The sequence below is a fragment of the Natronomonas salsuginis genome (assembly GCF_005239135.1).
GTDB classification, from domain to species: Archaea; Halobacteriota; Halobacteria; order Halobacteriales; family Haloarculaceae; genus Natronomonas; species Natronomonas salsuginis.
The window spans coordinates 534,559-557,536 of the sequence record NZ_QKNX01000001.1; the positions used below are offsets into that span (position 1 = coordinate 534,559).

The 22,978-nt window shown below is 64.5% G+C and carries 18 protein-coding genes and 1 pseudogene; 12 read left to right on the forward strand and 7 right to left on the reverse strand.

The features are described from left to right. Nucleotides 1-188: 188 nt before the first annotated feature. Nucleotides 189-1,055, reverse strand: coding sequence for a sulfurtransferase (locus DM868_RS02920; protein ID WP_137275350.1), 867 nt, complete (start codon nt 1,053-1,055; stop codon nt 189-191). A 243-nt stretch (nt 1,056-1,298) separates the two neighbouring features. Then, a complete protein-coding gene (locus DM868_RS02925; RefSeq protein ID WP_137275351.1) occupies nt 1,299-2,507 on the reverse strand; it encodes a carboxypeptidase-like regulatory domain-containing protein in 1,209 nt (402 codons plus the stop codon). A gap of 121 nt (nt 2,508-2,628) precedes the next feature. Between DM868_RS02925 and DM868_RS02930 the strand changes: the two genes are divergently transcribed. Next, complete coding sequence (locus DM868_RS02930; protein WP_137275352.1) at nt 2,629-3,426, forward strand: sulfurtransferase; 798 nt, start codon at nt 2,629-2,631, stop codon at nt 3,424-3,426. A 67-nt stretch (nt 3,427-3,493) separates the two neighbouring features. After that, nucleotides 3,494-3,886, forward strand: a complete 393-nt coding sequence (locus DM868_RS02935) for a glutaredoxin family protein (protein WP_137275353.1) — start codon at nt 3,494-3,496, stop codon at nt 3,884-3,886. Between the two features lie 295 nt (nt 3,887-4,181). Here DM868_RS02935 and DM868_RS02940 read toward each other — a convergent pair. Further along, nucleotides 4,182-5,114 (reverse strand): annotated as a pseudogene (locus DM868_RS02940) (formate/nitrite transporter family protein); the annotation flags it as partial. 95 nt (nt 5,115-5,209) lie between these two features. Here DM868_RS02940 and DM868_RS02945 point away from each other — a divergent pair. Further along, a complete protein-coding gene (locus tag DM868_RS02945; protein WP_137275355.1) occupies nt 5,210-5,683 on the forward strand; it encodes a universal stress protein in 474 nt (157 codons plus the stop codon). 25 nt (nt 5,684-5,708) lie between these two features. On the opposite strand, the gene hmgA is transcribed toward DM868_RS02945, so the two are convergent. Further along, complete coding sequence (gene hmgA / locus DM868_RS02950; RefSeq protein ID WP_137275356.1) at nt 5,709-6,917, reverse strand: hydroxymethylglutaryl-CoA reductase (NADPH); 1,209 nt, start codon at nt 6,915-6,917, stop codon at nt 5,709-5,711. Between the two features lie 102 nt (nt 6,918-7,019). Between hmgA and DM868_RS02955 the strand changes: the two genes are divergently transcribed. Together DM868_RS02955 and DM868_RS02960 are read left to right on the forward strand one after the other, a co-directional pair. Further along, nucleotides 7,020-8,552, forward strand: a complete 1,533-nt coding sequence (locus DM868_RS02955; RefSeq protein WP_137275357.1) for an amidohydrolase — start codon at nt 7,020-7,022, stop codon at nt 8,550-8,552. Between the two features lie 26 nt (nt 8,553-8,578). Continuing rightward, the gene (locus tag DM868_RS02960; RefSeq protein WP_137275358.1) at nt 8,579-9,388 is read left to right on the forward strand and encodes a PspA/IM30 family protein; all 810 of its coding nucleotides are present in this window, start codon (nt 8,579-8,581) and stop codon (nt 9,386-9,388) included. Nucleotides 9,389-9,400: 12 nt separating this feature from the next. Here DM868_RS02960 and thrS read toward each other — a convergent pair whose 3' ends face one another. Beyond that, nucleotides 9,401-11,326 (reverse strand): threonine--tRNA ligase, encoded by a 1,926-nt coding sequence (gene thrS, locus DM868_RS02965; RefSeq protein ID WP_137275359.1) that lies wholly within the window; start codon nt 11,324-11,326, stop codon nt 9,401-9,403. 115 nt (nt 11,327-11,441) lie between these two features. On the opposite strand from thrS, the gene DM868_RS02970 reads away from it, so the two are divergent. Then, nucleotides 11,442-12,185, forward strand: coding sequence for a hypothetical protein (locus DM868_RS02970; protein WP_137275360.1), 744 nt, complete (start codon nt 11,442-11,444; stop codon nt 12,183-12,185). Nucleotides 12,186-12,231: 46 nt separating this feature from the next. Here DM868_RS02970 and glmS read toward each other — a convergent pair whose 3' ends face one another. Both glmS and DM868_RS02980 read right to left on the reverse strand, forming a co-directional pair. After that, complete coding sequence (gene glmS / locus DM868_RS02975; RefSeq protein WP_137275361.1) at nt 12,232-14,025, reverse strand: glutamine--fructose-6-phosphate transaminase (isomerizing); 1,794 nt, start codon at nt 14,023-14,025, stop codon at nt 12,232-12,234. Continuing rightward, nucleotides 14,025-15,209 (reverse strand): sugar phosphate nucleotidyltransferase, encoded by a 1,185-nt coding sequence (locus DM868_RS02980; RefSeq protein ID WP_137275362.1) that lies wholly within the window; start codon nt 15,207-15,209, stop codon nt 14,025-14,027. Before DM868_RS02980 ends, glmS begins: the two co-directional genes overlap by 1 nt. Nucleotides 15,210-15,392: 183 nt before the next feature. On the opposite strand from DM868_RS02980, the gene DM868_RS02985 reads away from it, so the two are divergent. The 6 genes from DM868_RS02985 to rnhB all read left to right on the forward strand — a co-directional run bounded on the left by DM868_RS02985 (nt 15,393) and on the right by rnhB (nt 22,947). Next, nucleotides 15,393-16,664, forward strand: a complete 1,272-nt coding sequence (locus DM868_RS02985) for a tRNA pseudouridine(54/55) synthase Pus10 (RefSeq protein ID WP_137275363.1) — start codon at nt 15,393-15,395, stop codon at nt 16,662-16,664. An 87-nt stretch (nt 16,665-16,751) separates the two neighbouring features. Further along, nucleotides 16,752-17,012 (forward strand): hypothetical protein, encoded by a 261-nt coding sequence (locus DM868_RS02990; RefSeq protein ID WP_137275364.1) that lies wholly within the window; start codon nt 16,752-16,754, stop codon nt 17,010-17,012. 58 nt (nt 17,013-17,070) lie between these two features. Beyond that, nucleotides 17,071-17,358 (forward strand): ArsR family transcriptional regulator, encoded by a 288-nt coding sequence (locus DM868_RS02995; protein ID WP_137275365.1) that lies wholly within the window; start codon nt 17,071-17,073, stop codon nt 17,356-17,358. A gap of 361 nt (nt 17,359-17,719) precedes the next feature. Next, complete coding sequence (locus tag DM868_RS03000; protein WP_137275366.1) at nt 17,720-20,512, forward strand: hypothetical protein; 2,793 nt, start codon at nt 17,720-17,722, stop codon at nt 20,510-20,512. 38 nt (nt 20,513-20,550) lie between these two features. Further along, entirely contained in the window at nt 20,551-22,248 is a 1,698-nt protein-coding gene (locus DM868_RS03005) for a PKD domain-containing protein (protein ID WP_170964412.1), read from the forward strand. A gap of 66 nt (nt 22,249-22,314) precedes the next feature. Further along, a complete protein-coding gene (gene rnhB / locus DM868_RS03010; RefSeq protein ID WP_137275368.1) occupies nt 22,315-22,947 on the forward strand; it encodes a ribonuclease HII in 633 nt (210 codons plus the stop codon). Nucleotides 22,948-22,978: the final 31 nt, after the last annotated feature.

Consider the following 22,978-nt stretch of genomic DNA (forward strand, 5'->3'; position numbering starts at 1 on the left):
CGCTACGGTCGTATCCGGTTTGTATGCAGCGGTCGTCGACTCGAATCGACGGCTGTTGATCGTAGTAGTCGTTCGTCGAAAAGGTCATTCATCGGCTCCGCTTCGAGGCTTCGTTCCGGCGTCACTCAGCCTCGCCCTTCCTACGCGGCTCCTTCGTCACCGCTCCGCTTCGAGGCTTCGTTCCGGCGTCACTCAGCCTCGCCCTTCTCTATCGGCGCGCCGACCAAATTACCCCACTCGGTCCACGAGCCGTCATAGTTGATCGTGTCGTCGTAGCCGAGCAGTTCGTGCAGCGCGAACCATGCGACCGACGACCGCTCGCCGATCCGGCAGTACGCGACCGTCGTCGAGTCGCCATCGATGCCGCGCTCGGCGTAGAGCTCACGGAGCTCGTCGGCGTCCTTGAACGTCCCGTCATCATTCGTGACCGCCGCCCACGAAATGTTCTGTGCGCCGGGGATGTGGCCGCCGCGCTGGGCCGTCTCGTTGAGTCCCGGTGGGGCGAGCACCTCGCCGCTGAACTCCTCGGGCGAGCGAACGTCGACGAGCGGCAGGCCCCGCTCGATCGCGTTCTCGACATCCTCGCGGTAGGCGCGGATTGACTCGCGGGGACCGGCGGCTTCGTACTCGACCGTGGAGAACTCGGGGGCCTCGTCGGTCGTCGGATAGTCGTGTTCGAGCCAGTACTCGCGGCCACCGTCCAGCAGCTTCACGTCTTCGTGGCCGTAGTACTTGAACTGCCAGTACGTGTAGGCGGCGAACCAGTTCGCGTTGTCGCCGTAGAGGACGACCGTCGAGTCCTCGGTGACGCCGTGTGAGCCGAGGAGTGCCTCGAAGTCTGCCTTGTCGAGGATGTCGCGCGTGGTCTGGTCTTGGAGGTCGGTTTCCCAGTTGAGGCCGATCGCTCCCGGCGCGTGTGACTCGTCGTAGGCTTCGGTGTCCACGTCGACCTCGATCAGGCGATAGGCGGGATCGTCGCCCTCGAAGTCGTCGAGATTGTCCGCGACCCAGTCGGCGGAGACAAGTACGTCGTTGGCGTAATCGGAATTACTCATTGCGTTCGCACGTACGACGGCCACACATATACGATCGTTCGTGACGGCACACTCCGCCGCACCTCACCGGTCACGGCAACGTACGCCCCTACTTAGGTGACGAGACGACTCGTACGTTCAGCCGTACGCAAGCAGTATGGCTCTAGGAGTGCGGGATACGGCCGTCGGAGACGGGCAATCCGTTCGCATATTCCGGACATTGTTGCTTATTCTTCGGGCGGAGTGACGTGCAGTGTCTCGATCTCACTCGACGCTTCGTCGCCGCTGCCGCGCCGCTCGCACCGCGAACGCGAAGGCCAACGCGACGACGGTCACCACGACGCCGAACCCGGGCGTCTCCGCCGGAGCCTCCGTCGGCGTCGGTTCGGACGTCCCCGTCTCGGCGTCGGGGTCGAACCCGGTCACGGTGATCGGCTCCGAGTCGACCTGTCCATCGGTGGCGTCGATCGTCCGCTCATCGACCGTCTCGATCTCGATGGTCATTTCGCCACGGTCGTCCGTCTCACCGACCCCTTCGCCATCGATCCGGACCCTCGCCCCCTGAACCGGCTCCCCGTAGGCGTTCGTTACCTCGATCCGCGTCGTCTCCCCGACGATCACCCGATCGTTCGACGTCGTGACCGTCAGTTCGTGAATCCGTTGCGCCGCCACGATCACCGACGCCGACGCCTCGCGGACGGTCTGTACGTTCGGGGTGCTCTCGTACCCGTCCTTCGTCGCAACGATCCGGTACCGGGTGTTGGCCGGCACGTTCAGCGACGCGGTCCCGTCGCTCGTGCTCACGTTGGCGTCGAAGTTGTCCGCCCCGATACGGACGCGAACCTCGGTCAGCGTCCGCGGCGGCTCGAAGTGATCGTCGACAACCTCGATATCGAGCGTGACGCGGCCCCGTTGTAGAGCCACCGTCGCTTCGGTCTCGAGGCCGACGGTGAGATCGGTTTCGTTCCGGAAAAAGCCCGGTTTGACCGCCGACAACCGGTACTCGCCGCGTTCGATGGCGTCGGTTCGGAACGCCCTATTCCCGTCGGTTTCGCCCGAGGCGACCGTCTCGTCGTCCTGCCGGAGTCGGACGGTCGCGTCCGACAGCGGTTGCCCGTCGGAATCAGTGACGGTCACGGTCGCGGTCCCCTGCGGAACGACCGGCAGTTCGATCTCGCGCTCGTCGGCGTCCGAGATCGAGAGCCGGCGATTTCTGACGTAGCGGTCGTCGTCGACGTCGAGTTCCACGTCCGCGCCGTTCGGAACGTCGATGAACACCTTGCCGTTGCTCGCCGTCGTTCCGGTCGCCTCGCCGCCGTCCCACGTCGCGATCACGGTGGCGTCGCCGACACCGGCTCCGCTTTGATTAACGACGGAAACCGTGAGCGACACCTCGTCGTTAGCGGCCGCGCTCGCCGACCAGCCGACGCACAGGACGAGGGCGACGAGTATCACGACGACCCACGATCGCATACCAGACCCTGATTCAGCCGGCGAATAGTTATGCGGGGGATAATCCCCCGGCGTTCCCTCCGGCTGGAGATCGATGACGGACGAGAATCCCTATTAGCCCGCAGCCCCGAACGCTTCGCCAATGAACGATCGAATCGTCGGCGTCGAGTGGCTCGCGGAACGACTCGGGACTCCCGGAGTGGCCGTCGTCGACGTCCGCGACGCGTGGGAGTACGACGGGATCGGACACGTTCCGGGCGCGATCAGCGTCCCCTTCGATACGTTTCGGGCGGACGAGCACGGCGCGGCGGAGGCCGGGATGCTACCCGGTGCGGACGCGTTCGCCGAGCTGATGGGATCGGCGGGGGTCGCTCCCGACGACGATATCGTCGCCTACGACGATACCCACGGCGTGTTCGCCGCCCGACTCCTCGTGACGGCGGAACTGTACGGACACGACCCCGACAGACTCCACCTCCTCGACGGAGATTACTCGGTCTGGAACCGCGCCGAACCGACGACGACCGAGACACCGAACCGGGAGCCGACCGAGTATCCGGCCGAATTCCGCGTCGACGGCCCGCTGATCGAGCGCGAGACGGTCGAGAACGCCGTCGGCGACCCGGACGCAGTCATCGTCGACACCCGCGAGGGGTGGGAGTACGAGGAGGGGCACATTCCCGGCGCGGTTCGGCTCGACTGGCGCGAACTCGTCGACACCGATGCGCGAACGATTCGGCCCGAATCGGCGCTTCAGGAACTGCTGGCGGAGCGCGGAATCCACCCCGAGAAGCGGATCGTCCTGTACTGCAACACCGCCCGCCGGATCAGCCACACCTATACCGTGCTTCGGGCGCTCGACTACCCCGAGGTGTCGTTTTACGAGGGGAGCCTCACCGAGTGGGAGCGCGAGGGCGGCGCACTCGAAACCGACGAGTGAGGTCGCGACTCGGCTCGAGTCGGTCGGCTGCACAACTGTTTTGCCGTTCGCGTCCCAACTCGCCTCCATGACATTCGATCCCAGCGGCGGTGTCGACCCCCAGAACGTACAGGACCGCGTCGACGGACTCATCGAGGAGAGCGAGCTCGTTCTGTTCATGAAGGGGAACAAGCTGATGCCCCAGTGTGGGTACTCCCAGAAAGCCCTCGACATCCTCGGTCGCTACCACGACAGCGAACAGATCATCACAGAGGACGTGCTTCCGGCGCTGGACGCCTATCGAGCCGCCCTCGAAGAACACAGCGGCTGGGAGACGATCCCACAGACGTATGTGGACGGCGAGTTCATCGGCGGCAGCGACATCCTCGAAGAGCTCCACCAGCGAGGCGAGTTGGCCGACGAACTCGGCGTCGACGCCGATCCGGACGCTGGCGACGACGGGCTCGAAGCGCCGTTTTAAATCGTCGGACGATTTTTACGAGCGTGTGATCCTCTAGCGGTGTGCGATCAGCCTGAAACAACCGGTCGGTAGACGCGCCGTCGGCAATCGCGAGCTCGTTGTTTAGCCTCCACTCCGGGGACGAGAACATGGAATATATATACCGCTGGACGCGCCAGATACGCGCGTGTTCCCGATCGAACCGACGACTACGAACGAATCCGATTCTCACGGGTGATCCGGCGACCGAGCGTCAGCGTCGCCCCGGTGAGAATTCCTATCACTCGTCCTCGTCGTCGCGCCGCCGCGGTTTGTCGACCGGCACGTACGTCCGGCCGACGCTACCGCCGCCGAGCCACTCCCGCACGGAGAGTTGCCGTTCGATGCCGTCCTCGCGAGCCGATTCGAGGCGGCGTTCGGTGGTCTGGAAGTAGTTGACGATGGTCACGAGCAGGACGCCGCCGATGGTGTTCCCGAGGAAGACGGGGAGTACGAACCCGAAGAGGCCGGGGGCGAGCGCCGCCTCACCGACATAAAAGAGATACATGAGCTCGGTGAAGGAGACGACGACGTGAAAGAGATCCCCGAGCGGTATCATGAGGAACGCGATGTACACTAAGAAAAACCGCGAGATCGTATCGCGGGCGGCGAAATCGAGCCAGACGACGCCGGCGACGATCAGCCCGGCGAAGCAGGCCTTAAAGAAGAGGTCTATCGGCGCAGTTTCGATCCCTTTCTGTGAGAGTCCGATCGCCGCGGTGGCGGCCTCGGGTGAGAAGACGCCGGTGTACGCGAGGACGAGCGCGCCGATCGCGCCGCCGGCGAAGTTCCCGATCGCGACGATAACCCACGTTCGCATCAGCGCCGGAAAGCTCGCCAGCCGCTCCAACACGAGCGCGACCGGCGGGAGCGTGTTCTCCGTGTAGAGCTGATAGCCGCCGAGGATGATGTATATGAACCCAATCGGATACAGCAGCGAGGCGATAACTGGACTGTCCGTCTTGGCGTTCATCGAGGAGTAGATCAAGAAGGTGAGCGTGATCGCGAACCCTCCCGCGAGCGCGCTGAAAAACAGTTCGCGCGTCCCGGTGTCTATCTCCTCGTCGGCCGCCGCGATGATCCGTTGAAACACCTCGTCGGTGTCGAAACGGTCGCGGACGACTTCGCCGACCGCCGGCGCACCGCTTCTGGATCGTTCGACCGCATCGCGGACGGATTCTTCCCCCGAAGAAACCTGTTCGTCGTCCATTGAGGTACTCTCCACTACACCGGCATGCCAGAAAATACCTCCTATCGGAGCCGCGGGACCGCGCGGTATTTTAGCCAGGAGTGTGTGCGTTTCGTATGGCTCTGGAGACACTCGTCGTAGCGGTCGGACCGAACGACAACACCCGGACTGACGAGTTGGCGGAAGCGGTCCTCGACGTGGCAGTTCCGGCCGACGCGAGCGTTGTCCTCCTCCACGCGTTCAGCGAACGGGCGTACGATGAGGGGATCGAAGAGGCTGGGTTCGACCCGGAAGAATCGCCGTCACCCGACGAACTCGCCAAGCGACTCGAGGGGATCGACCTGCTCTCGGAAGCGCTCAGCGCCGCGGACATCAGCTACGACGTTCGAGGGGAGATCGGCGCGGAGGGAGAGACGATCCTGCAGACGACCAAGGCGGTCGACGGAGATCTGTTGTTTATAAGCGGTCGAAAGCGGTCGCCGACCGGAAAGGCGGTGTTCGGGAGCACCTCCCACCGGATCATGATGAACTCGTCGTGCCCGGTGTTGTTCGTTCGAGAGGGTGTCTACGGAGACGGGGACGAGGAGTAACCGAAACGGGGACGATCGGCCGGCGCTATCTCCCCAACTCTTCGTGCGCGCTCGCCAGGTGATTCGATGCGAGCGCACCCAGTAGCGAGAGTTCGCCAGCCAACGCCGCAGTCGTGATGATCTCCGCGAGCGCGTCGGCGTTCGAACCGGGCGGATCGCCGCCGCCGCGGACGCCGACGATGTCGAGCGCCTCCCGCTGGGTCGGCAGTTTCGTCCCGCCGCCGACGGTCCCGACTTCGAGCGAGGCGATCGTGAGACTGGCGTAGAGTCCGTCATCGCGGGTCTCGGCGGTCGTGATCGCGTTTGATCCCTCGACGACCTGTGCGATGTCCTGGCCGGTCGCAAGGAACGCGGCGGCGACGGTGTTGGCCACGTGGGCGTTGAAACCGAGCGCGCCGGCTTTCGCCGAGCCAACCAGGTTCTTTCTCGTGTTCGCCTCGGCGATCGCCTCCGGCGTGGTGCCGAAGTAGCTCTCAACCACCTCGCGCGGGATCAACGCGTCGGCAGCAACCGTTCGCCCGCGGCCCTCGATGCTGTTTATCGCTGCCGGCTTCTTATCGCTGCAGAGGTTGCCCGAAAGCGCGACGAGTTCGGCTGGCGTCTCGGCCTCGATCGTCTCGCAGGCGGCCTCGGTGGCGATCGTCGCCATGTTCATCCCCATCGCATCCTTCGTGTCGTAGGCGAACCGGAAGAAGACGCTGTCGCCGACCACGTACGGCGTCACGCCGCGCAGTTCGCCGTGGCTCGTCGTCGATTCGGCGACCTCTGCGAGCCGATCGACGTGCTCGCGGACCCACGCGGCGGTTTCGCTCGCCTCCGCCACGTCGCTGACCCGGAAGACTGGCGCGCGCGTCATTGCGTTTTTCAACACGCGGGCGGTCGCGCCCTCGGCCGCCCGGATCGCGGCGCAGCCGCGGTTGACCGAGGCGAGAAGCGCCCCCTCAGTCGTTGCGAGCGGGAGGTGCGCAGGTCCGTCGACCGCGCCACCGTCGACGGCGATGGGGCCGACGATCCCCATCGGCACCTGCGCCGCGCCGAACATGTTCTCGATGTTCGGTTCGGCGACGGCCGCATCGAAGGCGTACGCGCCGACGGTTTCGAGTTCTGCGCCGGTCTCTTCGGCGAGAAGTCGCCGTCTGGCCGCTGCTGCGTCGTCTGCGTCGGCGTGCTGTTCGAGTTCGTGTAACCGCACGTCGCCGTTCCTGACGGCGGCGACGAGCGCGTCGACATCCATACCGGCGGGTCGGTGTCGGATGACAAAGGGGTTTCCGTCGGCCGTCGAAACCGGATCGGGTCGGACGGCTGGATTCAAGGCGCTGGCCGCCGCCGTTCCGGTATGACACACGCGGCGGACAGCATCTTCGAGAACGCCGACGGCCACACCCTCGGTCCGACGGACGAGTCGTTCGACGCCGTCGCTGTATACGAGGGGCGGATCGTTCGGATCGGCAGCGATCACGAGGTTCGGTTCCTGGAGGGCGTCGAAACCGACGTGATCGATTGTGCGGGGCGGACGCTGCTACCCGGGTTCATCGATGCGCACACGCACATGGAGGTCGTCGGCCGGCGACTGCTTCATGCGGACCTCGGCGCGGCGACCGGTCGGGGGGAAGCACTGGACCTCCTCAGAGCAGAATCGAGCGGCGAGTGGGTTCTCGGCTACGGCTACGACGAATCGACGTGGGACGATCGGTGGTACCTAACCCGCAATGAACTCGATGCCGTCTCGACTGAACGGCCGGTGGTCGCGTTCAGAGAGGATCTACACACCGCGTCCGCCAACTCCGTCGTTCTCGACCGGTACGCCGACGAGCTACCTGAATCGGGCGTCGAACGCAAAAGGGGCGAACCGACGGGCGTGATCACCGATGACGCCGCGGAGTTCCTCAGAGCGGAAACAGCGCCCGATCGCGCGGAGACAAAACGGCTGGTCGAGGCCGCCCGCGACCACGCGCACGAACGCGGCGTAACGGGCGTCCACGACATGGTTCGGCGCTCCCACGCGCCGGCCGCGTACCGCGAGTTGGCGCGCGACGGCGATCTCGATCTCAGAGTTCGCCTCTACTACTGGGCTGATCACCTCGACGCGATCGACGAACTCGGCCTCGTCACGAACGGTGGCAACGAGTACGTGGAGGTCGGCGGGGTCAAGACCTTCACGGACGGATCCATCGGCGCGGGGACCGCGAAGCTCTCGACGCCCTACGCCGACCGCGACGGGACCGGCGAGTGGGTCGTCCCCCCGGAGGAGTTGGCCGGAATCGTCGAACGGGCGACCGCACTCGATCTTCAGCTGGCCGTCCACGCGATCGGCGACGAGGCGATCGCCGAGACGCTCGACGCGCTGCCGGCCGACACCGCGCTCCGACATCGGATCGAACACGCGGAGCTGCTCCCGGACGACCTCTCGGCGTTCGACGCGGTCGCCTCGATGCAGCCGAACTTCTTGCGGTGGGCCCGCGAGGGCGGCCTCTACGAGACCCGCCTCGGGGACGAACGGACGGCCGCCTCGAACCGGGTTTCGGACGTCCTCGACGCGGCCGTCCCACTCGCGTTCGGGAGCGACTGCATGCCGCTCGATCCGCTGTACGGAGTCCAACAAGTGGTTACTGCACCGCGAGAGAGCCAGCAGCTGTCGGTCACCGAGGCGCTTCGAGCTTACACGTCGGGCGCGGCCTACGCGGGCCACGACGAGGACCGGCTCGGGATGATCGCTCCAGGCATGTGCGCCGATTTCGTGATCCTCTCGGAGTCGCCGTGGGAAGTCGATCCGTCGACGATCGCCGGCGTCGAGGTCGAAATGACGGTCGTCGACGGCGAGGTCGTCCACTCGAGGGTGGACCGATCGCGAAGCGGAGTAGCGTTTTAAGGGTTCCGGCCACAAACGTGAGGCATATGGGTATCCTCTCGCGGGCGTCGTACGTCATTCGATCGAAAGTCAACTCCGTCCTGAATCGGGCCGAAGACCCCCACGAAACGCTCGATTACTCCTACGAACAGCTCCGAGACGAGCTGCAGGACGTCAAAAAGGGCATCGCCGACCTGACGACGCAGAAAAAGCGACTCGAGATTCAAAAACGCCGACTCGAAGACAACGTCGAAAAGCACAATCAACAGGCCAGACAGGCCGTCGAGCAGGACCGCGACGACCTCGCGCGCCAGGCGCTCGAGAAGAAAAAACAGAAGATGAACCAGATCGAGGACTTGGAATCGCAGATCGCGGACCTGCAGGGAACCCAAGACAACCTCGTCGAGAAGAAAAACGAGCTGCAGAACCGGATTCAGGAGTTCCGCACAGAAAAAGAGAGCATGAAGGCCCGTTACGAGGCCGCCGAAGCCAGCGCCCGCGTCAGCGAGGCGATGACGGGTGCCGGCGACGAGATGGGCAACATCTCCCGGTCGATCGAGCGCGCCAGAGAACGAACCGAGGACATGGAGGCGCGCGCCGCGGCGATGGACGAACTCGAGGAGAGCGGCGCGTTCGAGAACGCTCTCTCCGAGGGGGACGACCTCGACCGCGAACTGGAGGAGATGCGCCAAAGCGGCGAGGTCGAGGCCGAACTCGAGACGCTGAAGGCCGAGGCCGGAAAGGACGACGGGAACGGCGACGACGTCGCAGTCGATCTCGACGAGGAGACCGAAACCGAAGGGACCGACGCCGAGATCGAAGCCGAACTCGATGAACTCAAAAACGACGACGAGTAGGAACTGATCGATCTACTCGACCAAATCCGGTTCGATTCGCTTCTCGTCGACTTCACCTTCGAGATGTGCGCGGAACGTTTCGATGTCGACGTCCTTGGCCTCCTCCTCGAACCGATCCCGCACGGAGACGGTCCCGGCTTCTTCCTCGTTGTCCCCGACGACGAGCATGTAGGGGACGCGGTCGTCGTGGGCGGCCTGGATCTTCTTGCCGACCGTCCACGACCGGTCCTCGATCTCGACACGGAAATCGCCCAGATAGCGGTTCTTGAGCTGTTTCGCGTAGCCGATGTTGTCGTCCGAGACCGGGAGGATTCGGACCTGTTCGGGGGCGAGCCACGTCGGGAAGTTGCCGTCGAAGTGCTCGATGAGCACCATGAAGAAGCGCTCGTAGCTGCCGTAGAGCGCGCGGTGGATCATCACCGGCTGGTGCTCCTCGTTGTCCTCGCCCGTGTACGAGAGGTCGAAGCGCTCGGGCATATTGAAATCGAGCTGTACCGTCGGACCGTCCCAGTTGCGGCCGAGCGCGTCGCGGAACGAGAAGTCGATCTTCGGGCCGTAAAACGCGCCGTCGCCCGCCTCGACGTCGTAGTCCATCCCGCTCGCTTCGAGCACGTCCCGGAGCTGCGATTCGGCCTGTTCCCAGATCTCGTCGGAGCCGACGGACTTCTCGGGGCGGGTCGCCAAGGCGACGTCGTAGTCGAGGTCGAACGTCTCGAGCACCGCGTTGATCTGGTCCATGACGACGTTTACCTCCCGTTCGATGGATTCGGGCTGCACGAAGAGGTGGCCGTCGTCGATCGTGAACGCCCACACGCGAGAGAGCCCCGAGAGCTCGCCGCGCTGTTCTTTCCGGTAGACCTTCCCGTTCTCGGCGTAGCGGATCGGAAGGTCGCGGTACGACCAGCTGCCCTGCTGGAAGATCGTCGCGTGGCCGGGGCAGTTCATCGGCTTGAGGCCGTACTCCTCGTCGTTCACGTCGAGGAGGAACATGTCGTCAACGTAGTTTTCGTAGTGGCCCGATTGCTTCCACAGCTCCGTGCGGAACAGGTGTGGCGTCTCGACGAAATCGTAGTCTTGGGCGTCGTTGAGCCCGTCGACGAACGCCTCCAGCTCGCGGAGGATCGCTTTCCCGTTCGGATGATACAGCGGGAGTCCGGGACCGGTCACGTCAGGGATGGAAAACAGGTCCAGCTCTCGACCGAGCTTCCGGTGATCCCGCTCTTTCGCCTGCTCGCGCCGGTCGAGATACGCCTCGAGGTCGGCCTCGCTCTCGAAGGCGGTTCCGTACACGCGCGTGAGGGTGTCGTTGTCCTCGTCGCCGCGCCAGTACGCCGCTGCGATCGAGAGCAGTTTCACCGCGCCGACCTCGCCCGTCGAGTCGACGTGCGGGCCGCGACAGAGGTCCTGCCAGTCGTTCTGCACATAGAAGGAGACAGTCTCCTCGTCGGCCGCCTCGGTCTCGAGGATCTCTCGCTTGTACTCGTTGTCGGCGTAGAGCTCCAGTGCCTCATCGCGGGAGCGCTCGACGCGCTCGATCTCGTAGTCGGCATCGATGATTGCCTCCATCTCGGATTCGAGCGCTTCGAAATCGGACTCGGAGAGCTCGACGCCCGTCACGTCGTAATAAAAGCCCTCGTCGGTCGGCGGGCCGATGGTAAGTTTGGCGTCCGGATGGAGTCGCTGGAGTGCCTGCGCGAAGATGTGGGCCGCGGAGTGGCGGAGCACCTGCAGGTACTCCTCGGATTGCTCGGTCACGATGACGAGTTCGCAGTCCTCGTAGAGGGGTTCGTCCTTATCGGTGAGTTCCCCGTCGACGATACCCGCGATCGTATCCGAACCGAGCCCCGGCCCGATCTCGTAGGCCACGTCCTCGACGGACGACCCGGCCTCGACGTCGAGTTCGGAGCCGTCCGGTAACGTGACGACGATTTGGCTCATGGCTACTCAAAATTCGGGCACCCGGATAAGTCCAACCTTTCCGTGTCACCGCGGCGACCGGCGGACCTGGCCGGAGTGCAGCCGATTTATGTGTCTCTCGACCCTACCGATCGGTATGCCACCGAACGATTCATTCGACGACGATTCCGGCTCGGTCGGGAGGGGGGCGGCCGACACCGGTGCAACGGACGCCGACAGCGAATCGGGCACCCCAGCCGACACGGAGGCGTCTCCCGAGCCCGCGGAGGTGGATGAGGCGACGGATGATCCGACCGACGTCGACGGGGACCACCCGGGGAACGACGAATCAGGCGACGAGCCCGATACGGCCGACGAGGGAGACGGGGAAGACGAGGAGGAGTACGATCCGGCGTCGATCTCGAACATCGAGCGGATCGTGCTCGATCCGGACGAACTCGTGCGGAGCTTCGCGTACAACGGACAGGAAGAGATCGGCCGGAAGGGGAAAGTGGTGTTCAGCCTCACCCCGCCATTCACCGAGACGATGGAACCGGCGCTTCGCCACCTCGAAGACGATTCGAGAGAGAGCAAGGAAGAAGGAGAGATTCACCTCCGGCCGTTCAGGCTCGTCTTCGATGGACGAAAGGTGATCGACCAACGCCCGACGCGGCGGCTCGCGATCGAAGAGCTCGACGAAGAGGAGCCGGACGACGCCACGATCGAGGCGTGGCTCGACGAGGCGATGGCGACGTGGACGGCGCACGTCCGCGACAACCTCGCCGAATCGGTCGACATCTTCTCGCCGCACGGGATGGCCATCGTCGACGTCGAGTTCGAAGAATCGTCGGAAGCGGTCGAGGAATCGTGGGGCTCAAGCGAGGAATCGACTGACGCGTGATCGACCGCGCGTCAGGGCATCTCCCATTCGTGACGCCCCGGCGGATTCACTCTACAGTAACGCTTTTTGCCAGGTTTCGCGGCTTGTCGATCGATCGACCCAGCATCGCGGCGGTGTAGTAGGAGACGAGCTGGAGCTGCACGTTGGCCAGGATCGCCGCGACCCGTGGATGCGTCTGCGGCACATCGAGGACGTGGTCGGCGTATCGCCCGACGTTCGATCTGCCGTCGGTGACGGCGACGACCGGCGCGTCGCGGGCTTCGACCTCCTTGACGTTGCCGATCGTCTTCCTCGCGTACTCGCCGTCGCCCGTGACCGTCGCGAACACGGGCGTGTTCGCGGTGACCAACGCGAGCGGGCCGTGTTTGAGTTCGCCCGCGGCGAACCCTTCGGCGTGTTCGTAGCTGATCTCCTTCATCTTCAGCGCCCCCTCGAGCGAGACGGGGAAGTTCAGCCCGCGCCCGATGAAGAAGTACGAGTCGGCGTCGATGTACGCCTCGGCGACCGACTCGGCAGTGGATTCATCGAGGATCTCCTGGACGTTTCCCGGCAGGTCCCGAAGCGCCGACACCAGATCGCGATCACCAGCTCCGGGCGTGGCGGCCTCGGCCAGCAGATTGAGGGCGGTCTGTTGGCCCGCGAACGTCTTCGTGGCCGCGACGCCGATCTCCGGGCCGGATCGGATATAAAACGCCTTATCACACTCTCTGGCCATCGTCGAGCCGACTGTGTTGGTGAGCGCGAGCGTCTCGGCACCGAGCCGTCTGGCCTCCCGCGTCGCCGCGAGCGTATCGGCAGTTTCACCGCTCTGGGAGACGCCGACGACGGTCGCGTTCTCGATCGGGGGCGGCGAGATCGCGTACTCGTGTGCGTAGTGCGCCTGTGCGGAGATTCCGGCGTCGCACAGCAGCTGTGCGCCGTAGACGGCCGCGTGATAGCTCGTTCCGGCGGCGACCAGGTGGACACGTTCGAGTTCGATGTCCCCGAGTTCCGGAACGGTCACGTCGCCGTCGAGTTCGCTGACGCGACCGCGGAGACACTGGCGCAACGCACGCGGCTGCTCGTGAATCTCCTTGAGCATGAAGTGGTCGTACCCGCTCTTGCCGGTGTCTTCGGCGTCCCACTGGATGGTCTCGACCGACTTCTCGATCGGTTCGCCCGACGCATCGATGACGCGCCAGCCGTCGGGTCGCAGCTCGGCGAACTCGCCGTCGGCGAGGTAGACGACCTGATCGGTGAACGCCCGAAACGCGGGCACGTCGCTTGCCAGGTAGGTCTCGTCGTCGCCGAGGCCCAGGACAAGCGGCGAGTCGTTTCGCGCGACGAACACCGAGTCGCTGTCGTCGAGCACGCAGGAGATCGCGAAACTGCCGTCGAGCCGGTCGATCGCGGCTCGGAACGCCTCTCCTGGAGCGGCACCCGCGGCGAGTTCGGCCTCGACGAGGTGCGGGACGACCTCGGTGTCGGTATCGCTTTCGAAGGTGTGGCCGGCCGCTTCGAGTTCGTCTTTGAGCGCCTGGTAGTTCTCGATGATCCCGTTGTGGACGACCGCGACGGTACCCGTACAGTCGGCGTGGGGGTGCGCGTTGTGATCGGTCGGTGGGCCGTGGGTGCTCCACCGGGTGTGTCCGATACCGATCGTCCCCGAGAGGCCGTCCTCACCGTCGATCGACTCGCGAAGGCGGTCGAGTTCGCCGGCCCGTTTACGGATGTGGAGCGCGCCGTTTCCCGCGAGCGCGATCCCTGCGGAGTCGTAGCCCCTGTACTCGAGCTTCGAAAGCCCGTGAATGAGCGTGTCGAGCGTGTCGTCGCGGCCGACGCAACCGATGATCCCGCACATCAGCGGACAACCTCCGTCCCGTCGGCGATCGTTCCGGTGGCGTACACGCCGGGAGCGATGTCGACGCCCGCGCCGACGAGCGTTCCCGGGGAGAAGGTGACGCCGCCGCCGACGGACACTCTGTCGGCGAGCACCGCGCCGAGTCGTTGGTTCTCGAAGACCGTGTCCCCGACGCGAACGTCTCCGGGGCCGCCCGGAACCACCGTGCCAGCGCCCACGGTCGCGGTTTCGCCGGCGACGCAGTCGAGCAGGGTCGCCCCCGCCTCGATTCGACAATCCCCGTCCAAGAGGACGTCCCGGAGCGTCGCGTTCGCGCCGACCGTGGCGTTTCTACCGACGGCGACGTTCGGCCCGAGCACCGCGCCGGCACCGATCTCCGAGTCGGGACCGACGACAACCGGTCCCTGAAGCGTCGCATCGGGATGGACCCGAGCGCTCTCGGCGACCCAGACCTGTGCATCGACTTTCGGCTGGGATACCAGCCCCCTCGAGAGTAGTTCGCGCATGAGATAGAGGAGATCCCACGGGTACGTCGCGTCGACCCACAATCCGTCGGTCGTGACCGCGTGGACCGTCCCATCGTGCATCAGCGCTTCGATGACGTCCGGAAGCGTCAGTTCTCCCTCGTGGCGTGGAGTTCGATCGATGGCGTCGAAGACCGACGAATCGAACGCGTAGACGCCGGCGTTTATCAGCCTGAAATCGTCGGAGTTCGGTTTTTCGACGAACTCGGTCAGCCGCTCGCCCTCGATCCGTACCGCCCCGTACTCGGAGGGCGTCGAGTGTTCCAAGACTGCGAGCGTAGGGTCGCCATCGAACCCGTCGAGGACGTCATCGACGATCCGCTCTTCGATCACACGGTCGCCGTTGAGAACGAGGACAGGGCCCTCGACAGCGTCGGCCGCGGTCCCGAGCGCGTGGGCGCTACCGAGCTGTTTTCGCTGGTGAACGTAGGTGATCGGCACGCCCCGGTAGCTGTGGCCGAAGTACTCCTGCACGCGCTCGCGACGGTAGCCGACGACGAGACAGAGCCGTTCGATTCCGCACTCGACGAGGACGTCGAGAACGTGTTCGAGTATCGGCCGATCGGCGGCCGGAAGCATGGTCTTCGGCCGATTCACCGTGAGCGGCCGAAGTCGAGTCCCCTCCCCCGCAGCGAGGACGATTCCTGTGGTGATCGCCATACGTAATCCACCGCCCGCCGGGGGATGAAAGTATCGGCAGACGGGCGGCGAAAAGACGATTATCACGTTCGGAGCGACGTATCCGAACGTTTGTCGGGATCGTTGCCGGCGTCATCCTAGCCGGGACCACCACGGTCGCCCGAGAACACAACACCGAAGGCCACACGGCGGCGAGCGTACCCAATGAGTCTTATCGACGATACGCGCGCCCTGTTGGCGACCGGGCCGCTCTGTAATGCCTGTCTGGGTCGGCCCGTCGCCGATCGGAGTTTCGGCCTGACGAACGCCGATCGCGGGCGCGCGGTGCGGACGACGGTCGCGCTGGCCGACGACGAACCGTACGTCGAACCGGACGAACCGTGTTGGGTGTGTGAGGAGCTCTGCGAGCGGCTCGACGAACTCGCGACGCGCGCGATCGACGCGCTCGGCGACACCGAGCTGTACACCTACCAAGTGGGGAGTCGAATCCCGCCGCTGCTCGAGGAAAACGATCGACTGCTCCGGATCGACGCAGGATTCGAACCGGACGCGGGCGAGGATCTGGGAAGCGAACTCAATCGCGAGGTCGGCCGACGGATCGGTCGCCGTCTCGGTGTCGAGGTGGACTTTCACCGCCCGGATGTGCAGTTTCTCGTCGACGTGGAGTCCGACTCGATCGAGGTCCAACGCAACTCCGTCTCGATCTACGGCCGCTACCGGAAGCTCGAACGCGACATCCCACAGACCGAATGGGACAAATTCGACGAGAGCGTCGAGGAACTCGTCGCGCCGCCGTTTTTGAGCGCGTTCCGCGGCACCGACGCGGTCTTTCACGGTGCCGGTCGGGAGGACGTCGACGCACTGATGTTGGGGTCCGGTCGGCCGTTCGTCCTCGAAATCAAGGAACCACGCCGTCGGATGGCTGATCTGGACGAACTGCAGGCGGCGGTGAACGGCGGAACCAACGGAAAGGTCGAGATCGAGGCGTTGGCGTTCGCCACCCATGAGATGATCGAGCGCGTCAAAGAACACGACGCCTCGAAGACCTATCGGGCCACGGTCGAGTTCTTCGAACCAGTCGACGAATCGGCGTTCGAGGCCGCGGTCGACGCGCTCGAAGGCGCGACGATCCAGCAGCGGACCCCGAACCGCGTCGATCACCGACGGGCGGATCTCGTCAGGGAGCGGACCGTCATCGGGATCGATGGATCGCTGACCGACGAGTACACCGCGACGGTGGAGGTCCACGGCGAGGGGGGGCTGTATATAAAGGAACTCGTCAGCGGTGACGAGGGGCGAACGGAGCCGAGCCTCGCTGGGCTTCTCGGCGTCGAAGCGACGGTTTCGGCACTCGACGTGGTCGACGTCGAGGGCGTCGACGAGCCGTTCTTGCTGCCCGAATTCCGACTCGACCCGAACGGTGAGCCGGCGAGTGCTCCCGATGCGGCATCGCCCGACGAAACGGCGGCCGAATGATACGACTGATGCGGTGATAATTACGTCCACACGGCTGAGAAAACAACCTTTTTAAAGAGACGCGTTCGCATCCAACAGTACGTACAGATGAGTTCCGAAGATGAAGATGGAGACGAAGACGAGATTGTCGATTGGACGGTCCTGAAATCTATTCAGGCGGCCAACGGTGCGTCGATGCGAGCGATGGAAGAGTACCTCCTCGTCGCGACGCACCCCGACGTAGTCGGCGATTCCGAGCGGATCCGTTCGTTTCTCGAGCGATCGATCGAACACCACGAACAGGTCATAGAACAGTTGGAATTGGCCGCAGCGGAGATCGAGTCGAACGCGTTCGTGGACGATCGGTGATCACAAGACGGCCGATAATATAAAAGCCGGGACGCCCGAACAGACATCACCCCCGACGATGAAATTGGCATCCCCCACCGACTTCGACGTATTAGAGGCGCTCTCCGATGGAAAGCGGAACACGGCGGCGAACATCGCGATCGAGATCGATCGCGACCGCGCATACATCAACACCCGCTTGCCGATCCTCGCCGATCAAGGACTGCTCGAACGCATCGGTCCGGCCCCGAACAGCGGGCTCTACGAGATCACCGAAAAAGGGAAGCTCGCGAACCGACACCGAGAGGCGTACCACGACGAACAGACGGACTTCGAGGCGCTCTTGGAATCGAAACTCGAGAACTGAGTCGGATCGACGCACCGCCGACCGGCACCCCCCGAACGACTGTGGGTGAAGACAGCGACCTGACGACGCCTCGTGGCCTCTGTACCGATCATTCGGGGAACGATGACACCAATTCACGTCTCGTTTCGAGAATATATACTAACAGTAGGTATTATAAGTATATACTATTACATTCGATGATGCCAGACTCGCTGCGTGAACGCTCGAAGGCTCGAGTGAGACGTGACTCAACCGCGAAAAAACGACGCCATGCCCGCGTTCGACTCCGGACCAAAAGACCCGTCGCTCCGGCCGAACCGACGTCGAATCCGAGTCCGATCGTGAAATCGGATCGCGACGATCGACGATTGGGCGGCGGTCGATGAGTCCCCCCCATCCGGGCGTTCGGATCTGCGTCCTGTTTCTCTGTTTCAGCGTGCTCGCCGTGGCCGTCCCGGTCTCTGTGCCCGCCGCCACAGCGGCAGCGGCGAACGTCGAGACGGCCGACTACGAATACGACGCCAGCGACCTCTTGATCGACGACTCCGCAACGCGGAGCGCCCGATTGACGCTCACGCCGAACGGGAACGCCGAAGAGGGCGACACGCTCCGGATCGAACTCGACGGGGATCATCCGGGGTTCGACGTGTCGGGCGTCACCGACGCGACCGGCGACGACATCGGGATTTCGCCCGCGGCGACGACCGACGCGATCGAGATCGAGCTCACCGATCTGCGCGGGAAAGACGCGCTCTCAGACACAAACGTTTCGGTCGACGTCGAACTCACCGCCACGGACGCCGTCGCCGGTCGTGCCGCGACGTACGATGCGACCCCGATCGCGTCGGTGACGGCCGACGAGACGAGCGGCGATCTCGTCGGCGACGCCGTCATGCGCGTCACCGTCGACGGGCGGGCCGAGATCGAATTCGACGCGGACACTATTGATCAAGATTTGATTGGGGAAAATCTGCAAACACTTGACAGCGATCAGTTTGTTTTAACATTTTCTGAGGATTCGGTGTTGGTGGACGACGGAGACACGATCAATCTCTCAGTCAACCCGAAAATTATTAGCGAAGGTGATGAGGATGGTCTTAGAATTGTAAATGCTGCTGAAAGATCTACTTTAGATCAAAACATAAGCAGCATCGACGTCGCCACCTCCGGCGATGCCAACGTGCTCGACGGACACGACGACCAGATCACGATCACGGTCAACACCGTCGACGGCGAGCCGAAGCTGGTGTCGGGCGAAGCGGTCGCCGTCGGCGTCCAACTGGCCGTCGAGACCGAATCGATGAAGCGAGCTGCGGATCGCTACCGCGATGCCGACTTTCTCACCGTCGACGTCGAGGGGGAGGACAACGCCGCGTTGACGAAAAATAGCGACGTACGGACCGAATCACCGGTCGTCTTGAACATCTATCCCGGCGAAGCGGGATCGGACGGATTCGAACTCGACGGGATCGAGTCGGGCGACGAGTTCGGCATCGGGGAGGGCCGGAGACTCTCGATCGACGGGGTCGACGACCGCTTCGGGAACGAGATTCCACGCGCGAAGGTGAATATCACGCTGAGTGGTCACGAGACGTACACGTACGACGGGGTCTGGACGGCGACCGATGGAACGAACGGGATAGTCGTCGGTGAGGACGGAGCGCTCGACGCTCCGGTCGGTGCGTTCGATCTGTCCGTCGAGGTGATCGACGTACCGGGGCCGGCCACGCAGTCGCGAAACACCGGCTCGGACGTCACCGAGCGCGCGTCAGGGGTCGGCGTGTATCCCGACAACGTGACGCTCGAGACGACGACGCAGTATCGCGATTTCGACGTTGACGGTGACGCCACGATCGAGGTCGAAGTCGATCTCGGCGTCTCGGACGAACGCATCGATCGGCTCGATCTCGAACTGCGCCGCGAGGGCGGCAACGGGACCGTGCGCTTCGAGCGCGACGGCGGCGCGCCGACGGCGACCGATCCGTGGGAAGAGACCGGTTACGGGGGCGACGGACACCTCGGACAGGAGAACGCTTGGATGATCGAGCGCGATCTCACGGCGGCGGATTTCGACGGCGGCACCCGGCGGTACGTCCTCGACGCCGACGTGGCGGACCGATACGAAATCGGCGTCGCGGTGATGCCGTCCGAGGGTCGCCTCGTGCCCGACGCATCGAAGGTGGCAACCTCGCTCTCCACCGACCCCGGCGGGGCGAATCGGGATCGGACGGAGATCGTGGCCACCGGATCGATCGACGCCGTCTCGAACGTCTCGGTGCGATCCGGTCACGAGTTCGTCGGCGTCGACGCGGACGAGGGAGCTGGCGTCCGAGTCGAGTTCGAGGGGTTCGAGGACGCGAACGGGAACGCGATAACCAACACCGACGAGGCGGTACCGGTGGGGCTTGGAAACACTGACATCGGCGATGTCAGTCCGGTCGCGGGTGAATCGTCGACCACGGTGCAGGTCGATCCGACGACGATCGACGGCGGTGCGGTCGAGATCGGGACCGACGCCGAGGTGACAGTCGAGGTCGCCGACGGAACGCAGCGAAATCGGACGAATCTCACGCTGGTCCACCGGGCGATAGAGCGTTCCGGAGGCGCGTGGCGGACCGGATCGATCAGCCAACCCGCGACGCTGTACGTCGATGCGGAAGGGTCGCGCGATCTCGCCCAGTGGAACCCCGAAACGGGGACCTACGTCGGGATCTCGGCGAACGGCTCCTCGGATACGCTCGAATCCCACCGGATCGGACACGAACAGTTGCATCGGGGGATGTACGCGTACGCCGAATCCGGTTCGCTTCGAATCGGCTTCGAGTACGTCACAACCGCAGACGAGGCGATCGGCACCGATTCGATAGAACTCGAACCGGGATGGCACTTCGGGAGCTCGAACTACGGTGTTTCGACGCATGCGACGCGAAGACTTGAACGCGACGCGAACTGGGTCGACGACACGTTCGGCAACGCGGACGACGCGTTCGTCATCTGGGACGAGGACCGAACCGATCGGCTTCATGACACCACGTCGGGGATCGAAATCGACGGCGCCGACGAACCGATCGGACACGACGACGCCTACTGGATCGAGGTGGAGGAAACCGACGATCCCCTGGTCCGACGGATCGTCTCCCCGACGTACTCGAGGAGCGAGGGGGGAGACGAGTGAATTGGACGAGCGAGTCGCGTCTGCGTCGGAAAGCCGCCGTGTTCCGGTGTCTTTTCGTGTGTCTCGTGATCGTCGCTGCGCTCGGTATCGGTGTCGCCCCCGAGGTCGTGGGAGCCAGCGGTGAGGCACCGGGAGAGCCGGCATCGTTCTTCGGCACGGCGGTCGACGAGAACGGAGACGCGCTGCCCGCCGGAAGCACAATCGTCGCCGTGGTAAACGGCGAATCGGAGGGAACGATCACCGTCGAGCCAGCCGGCGAGTACGGCGGTGAGAGAGCCTTCGACGACAAGCTGCGAATCGACAGCGCGGCCGGCGACAGAGTGACCTTCCGATTTGCCGATTCGGACGGCCCGAGCGCCGGATCGGTCGAACTGCACCCCGGCGTCTTCGAGAGGAACTTGACCTTTCCCGCGGCTACCGTCGAGTACGTCGATCCGCATGCGGTCGCGAACGCCGAACCGACGGCGGTCGCCCCGGGTGAGGAGATCGCGCTCGATGGGTCCAATTCGACGGCCTACGGAGGGGCGGGAATCGAAACGTACCGATGGTCGATCGAGCGGGACGGCGAGGACGTCGCAACGCTCAGTGGAGAGGTGGTGTCTGGACGGTTCGACGAAAGCGGTACGTACGACGTGAAACTTCGGGTTACTGACGGAGACGAGCGAACGAACGGGACACACACGACGTTCGACGTCGATCCGACGCTCGAAACGACAGCAGCCACCGGCGACGGTTCGAATTCCGAGCTGGGGGGTGGTTCCGGAATCGAAGGCGACAGCGGCGGGACGACGGAGACGCAGGTGACCCCGACGCCCGAAGCGCCGAGTGCGTCGAGCGAATCGGCCTCGGCTGGTGACGGGATGACCGGCGGTGGTTCAACCGGCGGTGAAACGACTGGTGGGGAGTCGGCAGCGCGATCGAGCGGCGGGTCGACCGGAGGATCGAGCGGCGGGTCGAGCAGCGGATCCGTATCCGACGGTGGCGATCAAGAGCCGGACTCGGAGTCGATCCCAGCGCGCTCTCCCGGGGACGAAACGAGCGGTGGATTCGAGATTCCCGACGACCCGATCACCCACGAAAGGTTCGATATCGACGACGACGCACCGAATGCGTCTGGGACCACCGTCGCCTTTGACGAGCCACCGCTCCACGAGATCGTGCTGCAAAACGGCTCGGCGAGCGGCGAGCTGTCGGTGTGGGAGTTCGACTCGCTCGCCGACGGGTCGCCGCCGCTCCCGAACGACCTTCGGATCGCTTCGGTGTCGCTGATCACCGTTCCACCGGTCCACCGGGACGATCCGGCGATCGTTCGGGCGACCGTCGATCGTGAATGGCTGGCGGCAAACGGCCTCCGAGCGGGCGAACTGACCGTCTATCGGCTCCCCAAAAGGACGGCCGAGTGGCAACCTCTGCCGACGGAAACCACTGAGGTCGACGACGGTATCCTCGTCGAGGCCCAGACGCCGGGGTTTTCGCAGTTCGTCATCGCCGGATCGGTCGCCCCCGCACGAACCGCGACATCGGGCAAGTCGACTGAGACCTCACCCCACAAAAACACCGGTGGAGCCGATGGGAACGCGACGAGACAAGCGAACGAGAGTACACGGGAGTCAGCCGACGACAGCGCGGTTTCGATCGTTCGATCGATACCCGATCGGCCGACGGCGGCGCTCCTCGCGTTGCTCGCCGTCACCGGGCTTGTCGGCTGGATATTCGTTCCGCGCCGCCAGAGGTGACCGATCACGACGAGCGACCCGAAACCGTTGAACAACGGTTTTAGTGCCGTTGTGTGAACTGCAGCCATGGAGTTCGGCGTCGACGAAGCCGGCAAGGGGCCAGTGTTGGGATCGATGTTTGCGGCGGCGATACGGGCATCGAGAGCGGAGCTGCCCGACGGGATCGGCGACTCGAAGCGGCTGACGATGCAACGGCGTGAAGACCTCGCCGCTCGTCTGCGCGAGAATCCGAACGTCGAAATCGGCGTCGCGGAGATCACGCCCGAACAGATCGACGCCGGCAACATGAACGAACTTGTCGTCTCGGCGCACGCGAAGGCGGCCGACGCAGTCGTTCAAGCCGGCGACGCGGGGCTCTGCGACGCAGGGGACGTCGATGCCGATCGGTTCGGGTCGCGGGTCGAAGCACGGATATCGACGTCCGTCGCGGTCGACGCGGTTCACCGTGCGGACGAGTCGGACGCGCTCGTCGGAGCGGCGAGCATTATCGCCAAGAGCGAACGCGAAGCGCACGTCGATTCGCTTCGGGATCGGTTCGGTGAGATCGGCAGCGGCTATCCGAGCGATCAAACGACGCGAGCGTTTCTGTCCCGATACTTCGGAGAACACGGCGAGTTCCCGTCGCCGACCCGTCGGTCGTGGGCGACGTGCGATTCGATCCGAGCGTCGGCGGAGCAGACCGACTTTGGGGATTTTTGACCGACTCGACCCCGGAAGAAACCTGTGCGGA

What these genes read in the sequence shown, in the direction of transcription:
- DM868_RS02920 (WP_137275350.1), bottom strand. Translation starts at nt 1,055, where the DNA reads ATGAGTAATTCCGATTACGCCAACGACGTACTTGTCTCCGCCGACTGG.
- DM868_RS02925 (WP_137275351.1), bottom strand. Translation starts at nt 2,507, where the DNA reads ATGCGATCGTGGGTCGTCGTGATACTCGTCGCCCTCGTCCTGTGCGTC.
- DM868_RS02930 (WP_137275352.1), top strand. Translation starts at nt 2,629, where the DNA reads ATGAACGATCGAATCGTCGGCGTCGAGTGGCTCGCGGAACGACTCGGG.
- DM868_RS02935 (WP_137275353.1), top strand. Translation starts at nt 3,494, where the DNA reads ATGACATTCGATCCCAGCGGCGGTGTCGACCCCCAGAACGTACAGGAC.
- DM868_RS02945 (WP_137275355.1), top strand. Translation starts at nt 5,210, where the DNA reads ATGGCTCTGGAGACACTCGTCGTAGCGGTCGGACCGAACGACAACACC.
- hmgA (WP_137275356.1), bottom strand. Translation starts at nt 6,917, where the DNA reads ATGGATGTCGACGCGCTCGTCGCCGCCGTCAGGAACGGCGACGTGCGG.
- DM868_RS02955 (WP_137275357.1), top strand. Translation starts at nt 7,020, where the DNA reads ATGACACACGCGGCGGACAGCATCTTCGAGAACGCCGACGGCCACACC.
- DM868_RS02960 (WP_137275358.1), top strand. Translation starts at nt 8,579, where the DNA reads ATGGGTATCCTCTCGCGGGCGTCGTACGTCATTCGATCGAAAGTCAAC.
- thrS (WP_137275359.1), bottom strand. Translation starts at nt 11,326, where the DNA reads ATGAGCCAAATCGTCGTCACGTTACCGGACGGCTCCGAACTCGACGTC.
- DM868_RS02970 (WP_137275360.1), top strand. Translation starts at nt 11,442, where the DNA reads ATGCCACCGAACGATTCATTCGACGACGATTCCGGCTCGGTCGGGAGG.
- glmS (WP_137275361.1), bottom strand. Translation starts at nt 14,025, where the DNA reads ATGTGCGGGATCATCGGTTGCGTCGGCCGCGACGACACGCTCGACACG.
- DM868_RS02980 (WP_137275362.1), bottom strand. Translation starts at nt 15,209, where the DNA reads ATGGCGATCACCACAGGAATCGTCCTCGCTGCGGGGGAGGGGACTCGA.
- DM868_RS02985 (WP_137275363.1), top strand. Translation starts at nt 15,393, where the DNA reads ATGAGTCTTATCGACGATACGCGCGCCCTGTTGGCGACCGGGCCGCTC.
- DM868_RS02990 (WP_137275364.1), top strand. Translation starts at nt 16,752, where the DNA reads ATGAGTTCCGAAGATGAAGATGGAGACGAAGACGAGATTGTCGATTGG.
- DM868_RS02995 (WP_137275365.1), top strand. Translation starts at nt 17,071, where the DNA reads ATGAAATTGGCATCCCCCACCGACTTCGACGTATTAGAGGCGCTCTCC.
- DM868_RS03000 (WP_137275366.1), top strand. Translation starts at nt 17,720, where the DNA reads ATGAGTCCCCCCCATCCGGGCGTTCGGATCTGCGTCCTGTTTCTCTGT.
- rnhB (WP_137275368.1), top strand. Translation starts at nt 22,315, where the DNA reads ATGGAGTTCGGCGTCGACGAAGCCGGCAAGGGGCCAGTGTTGGGATCG.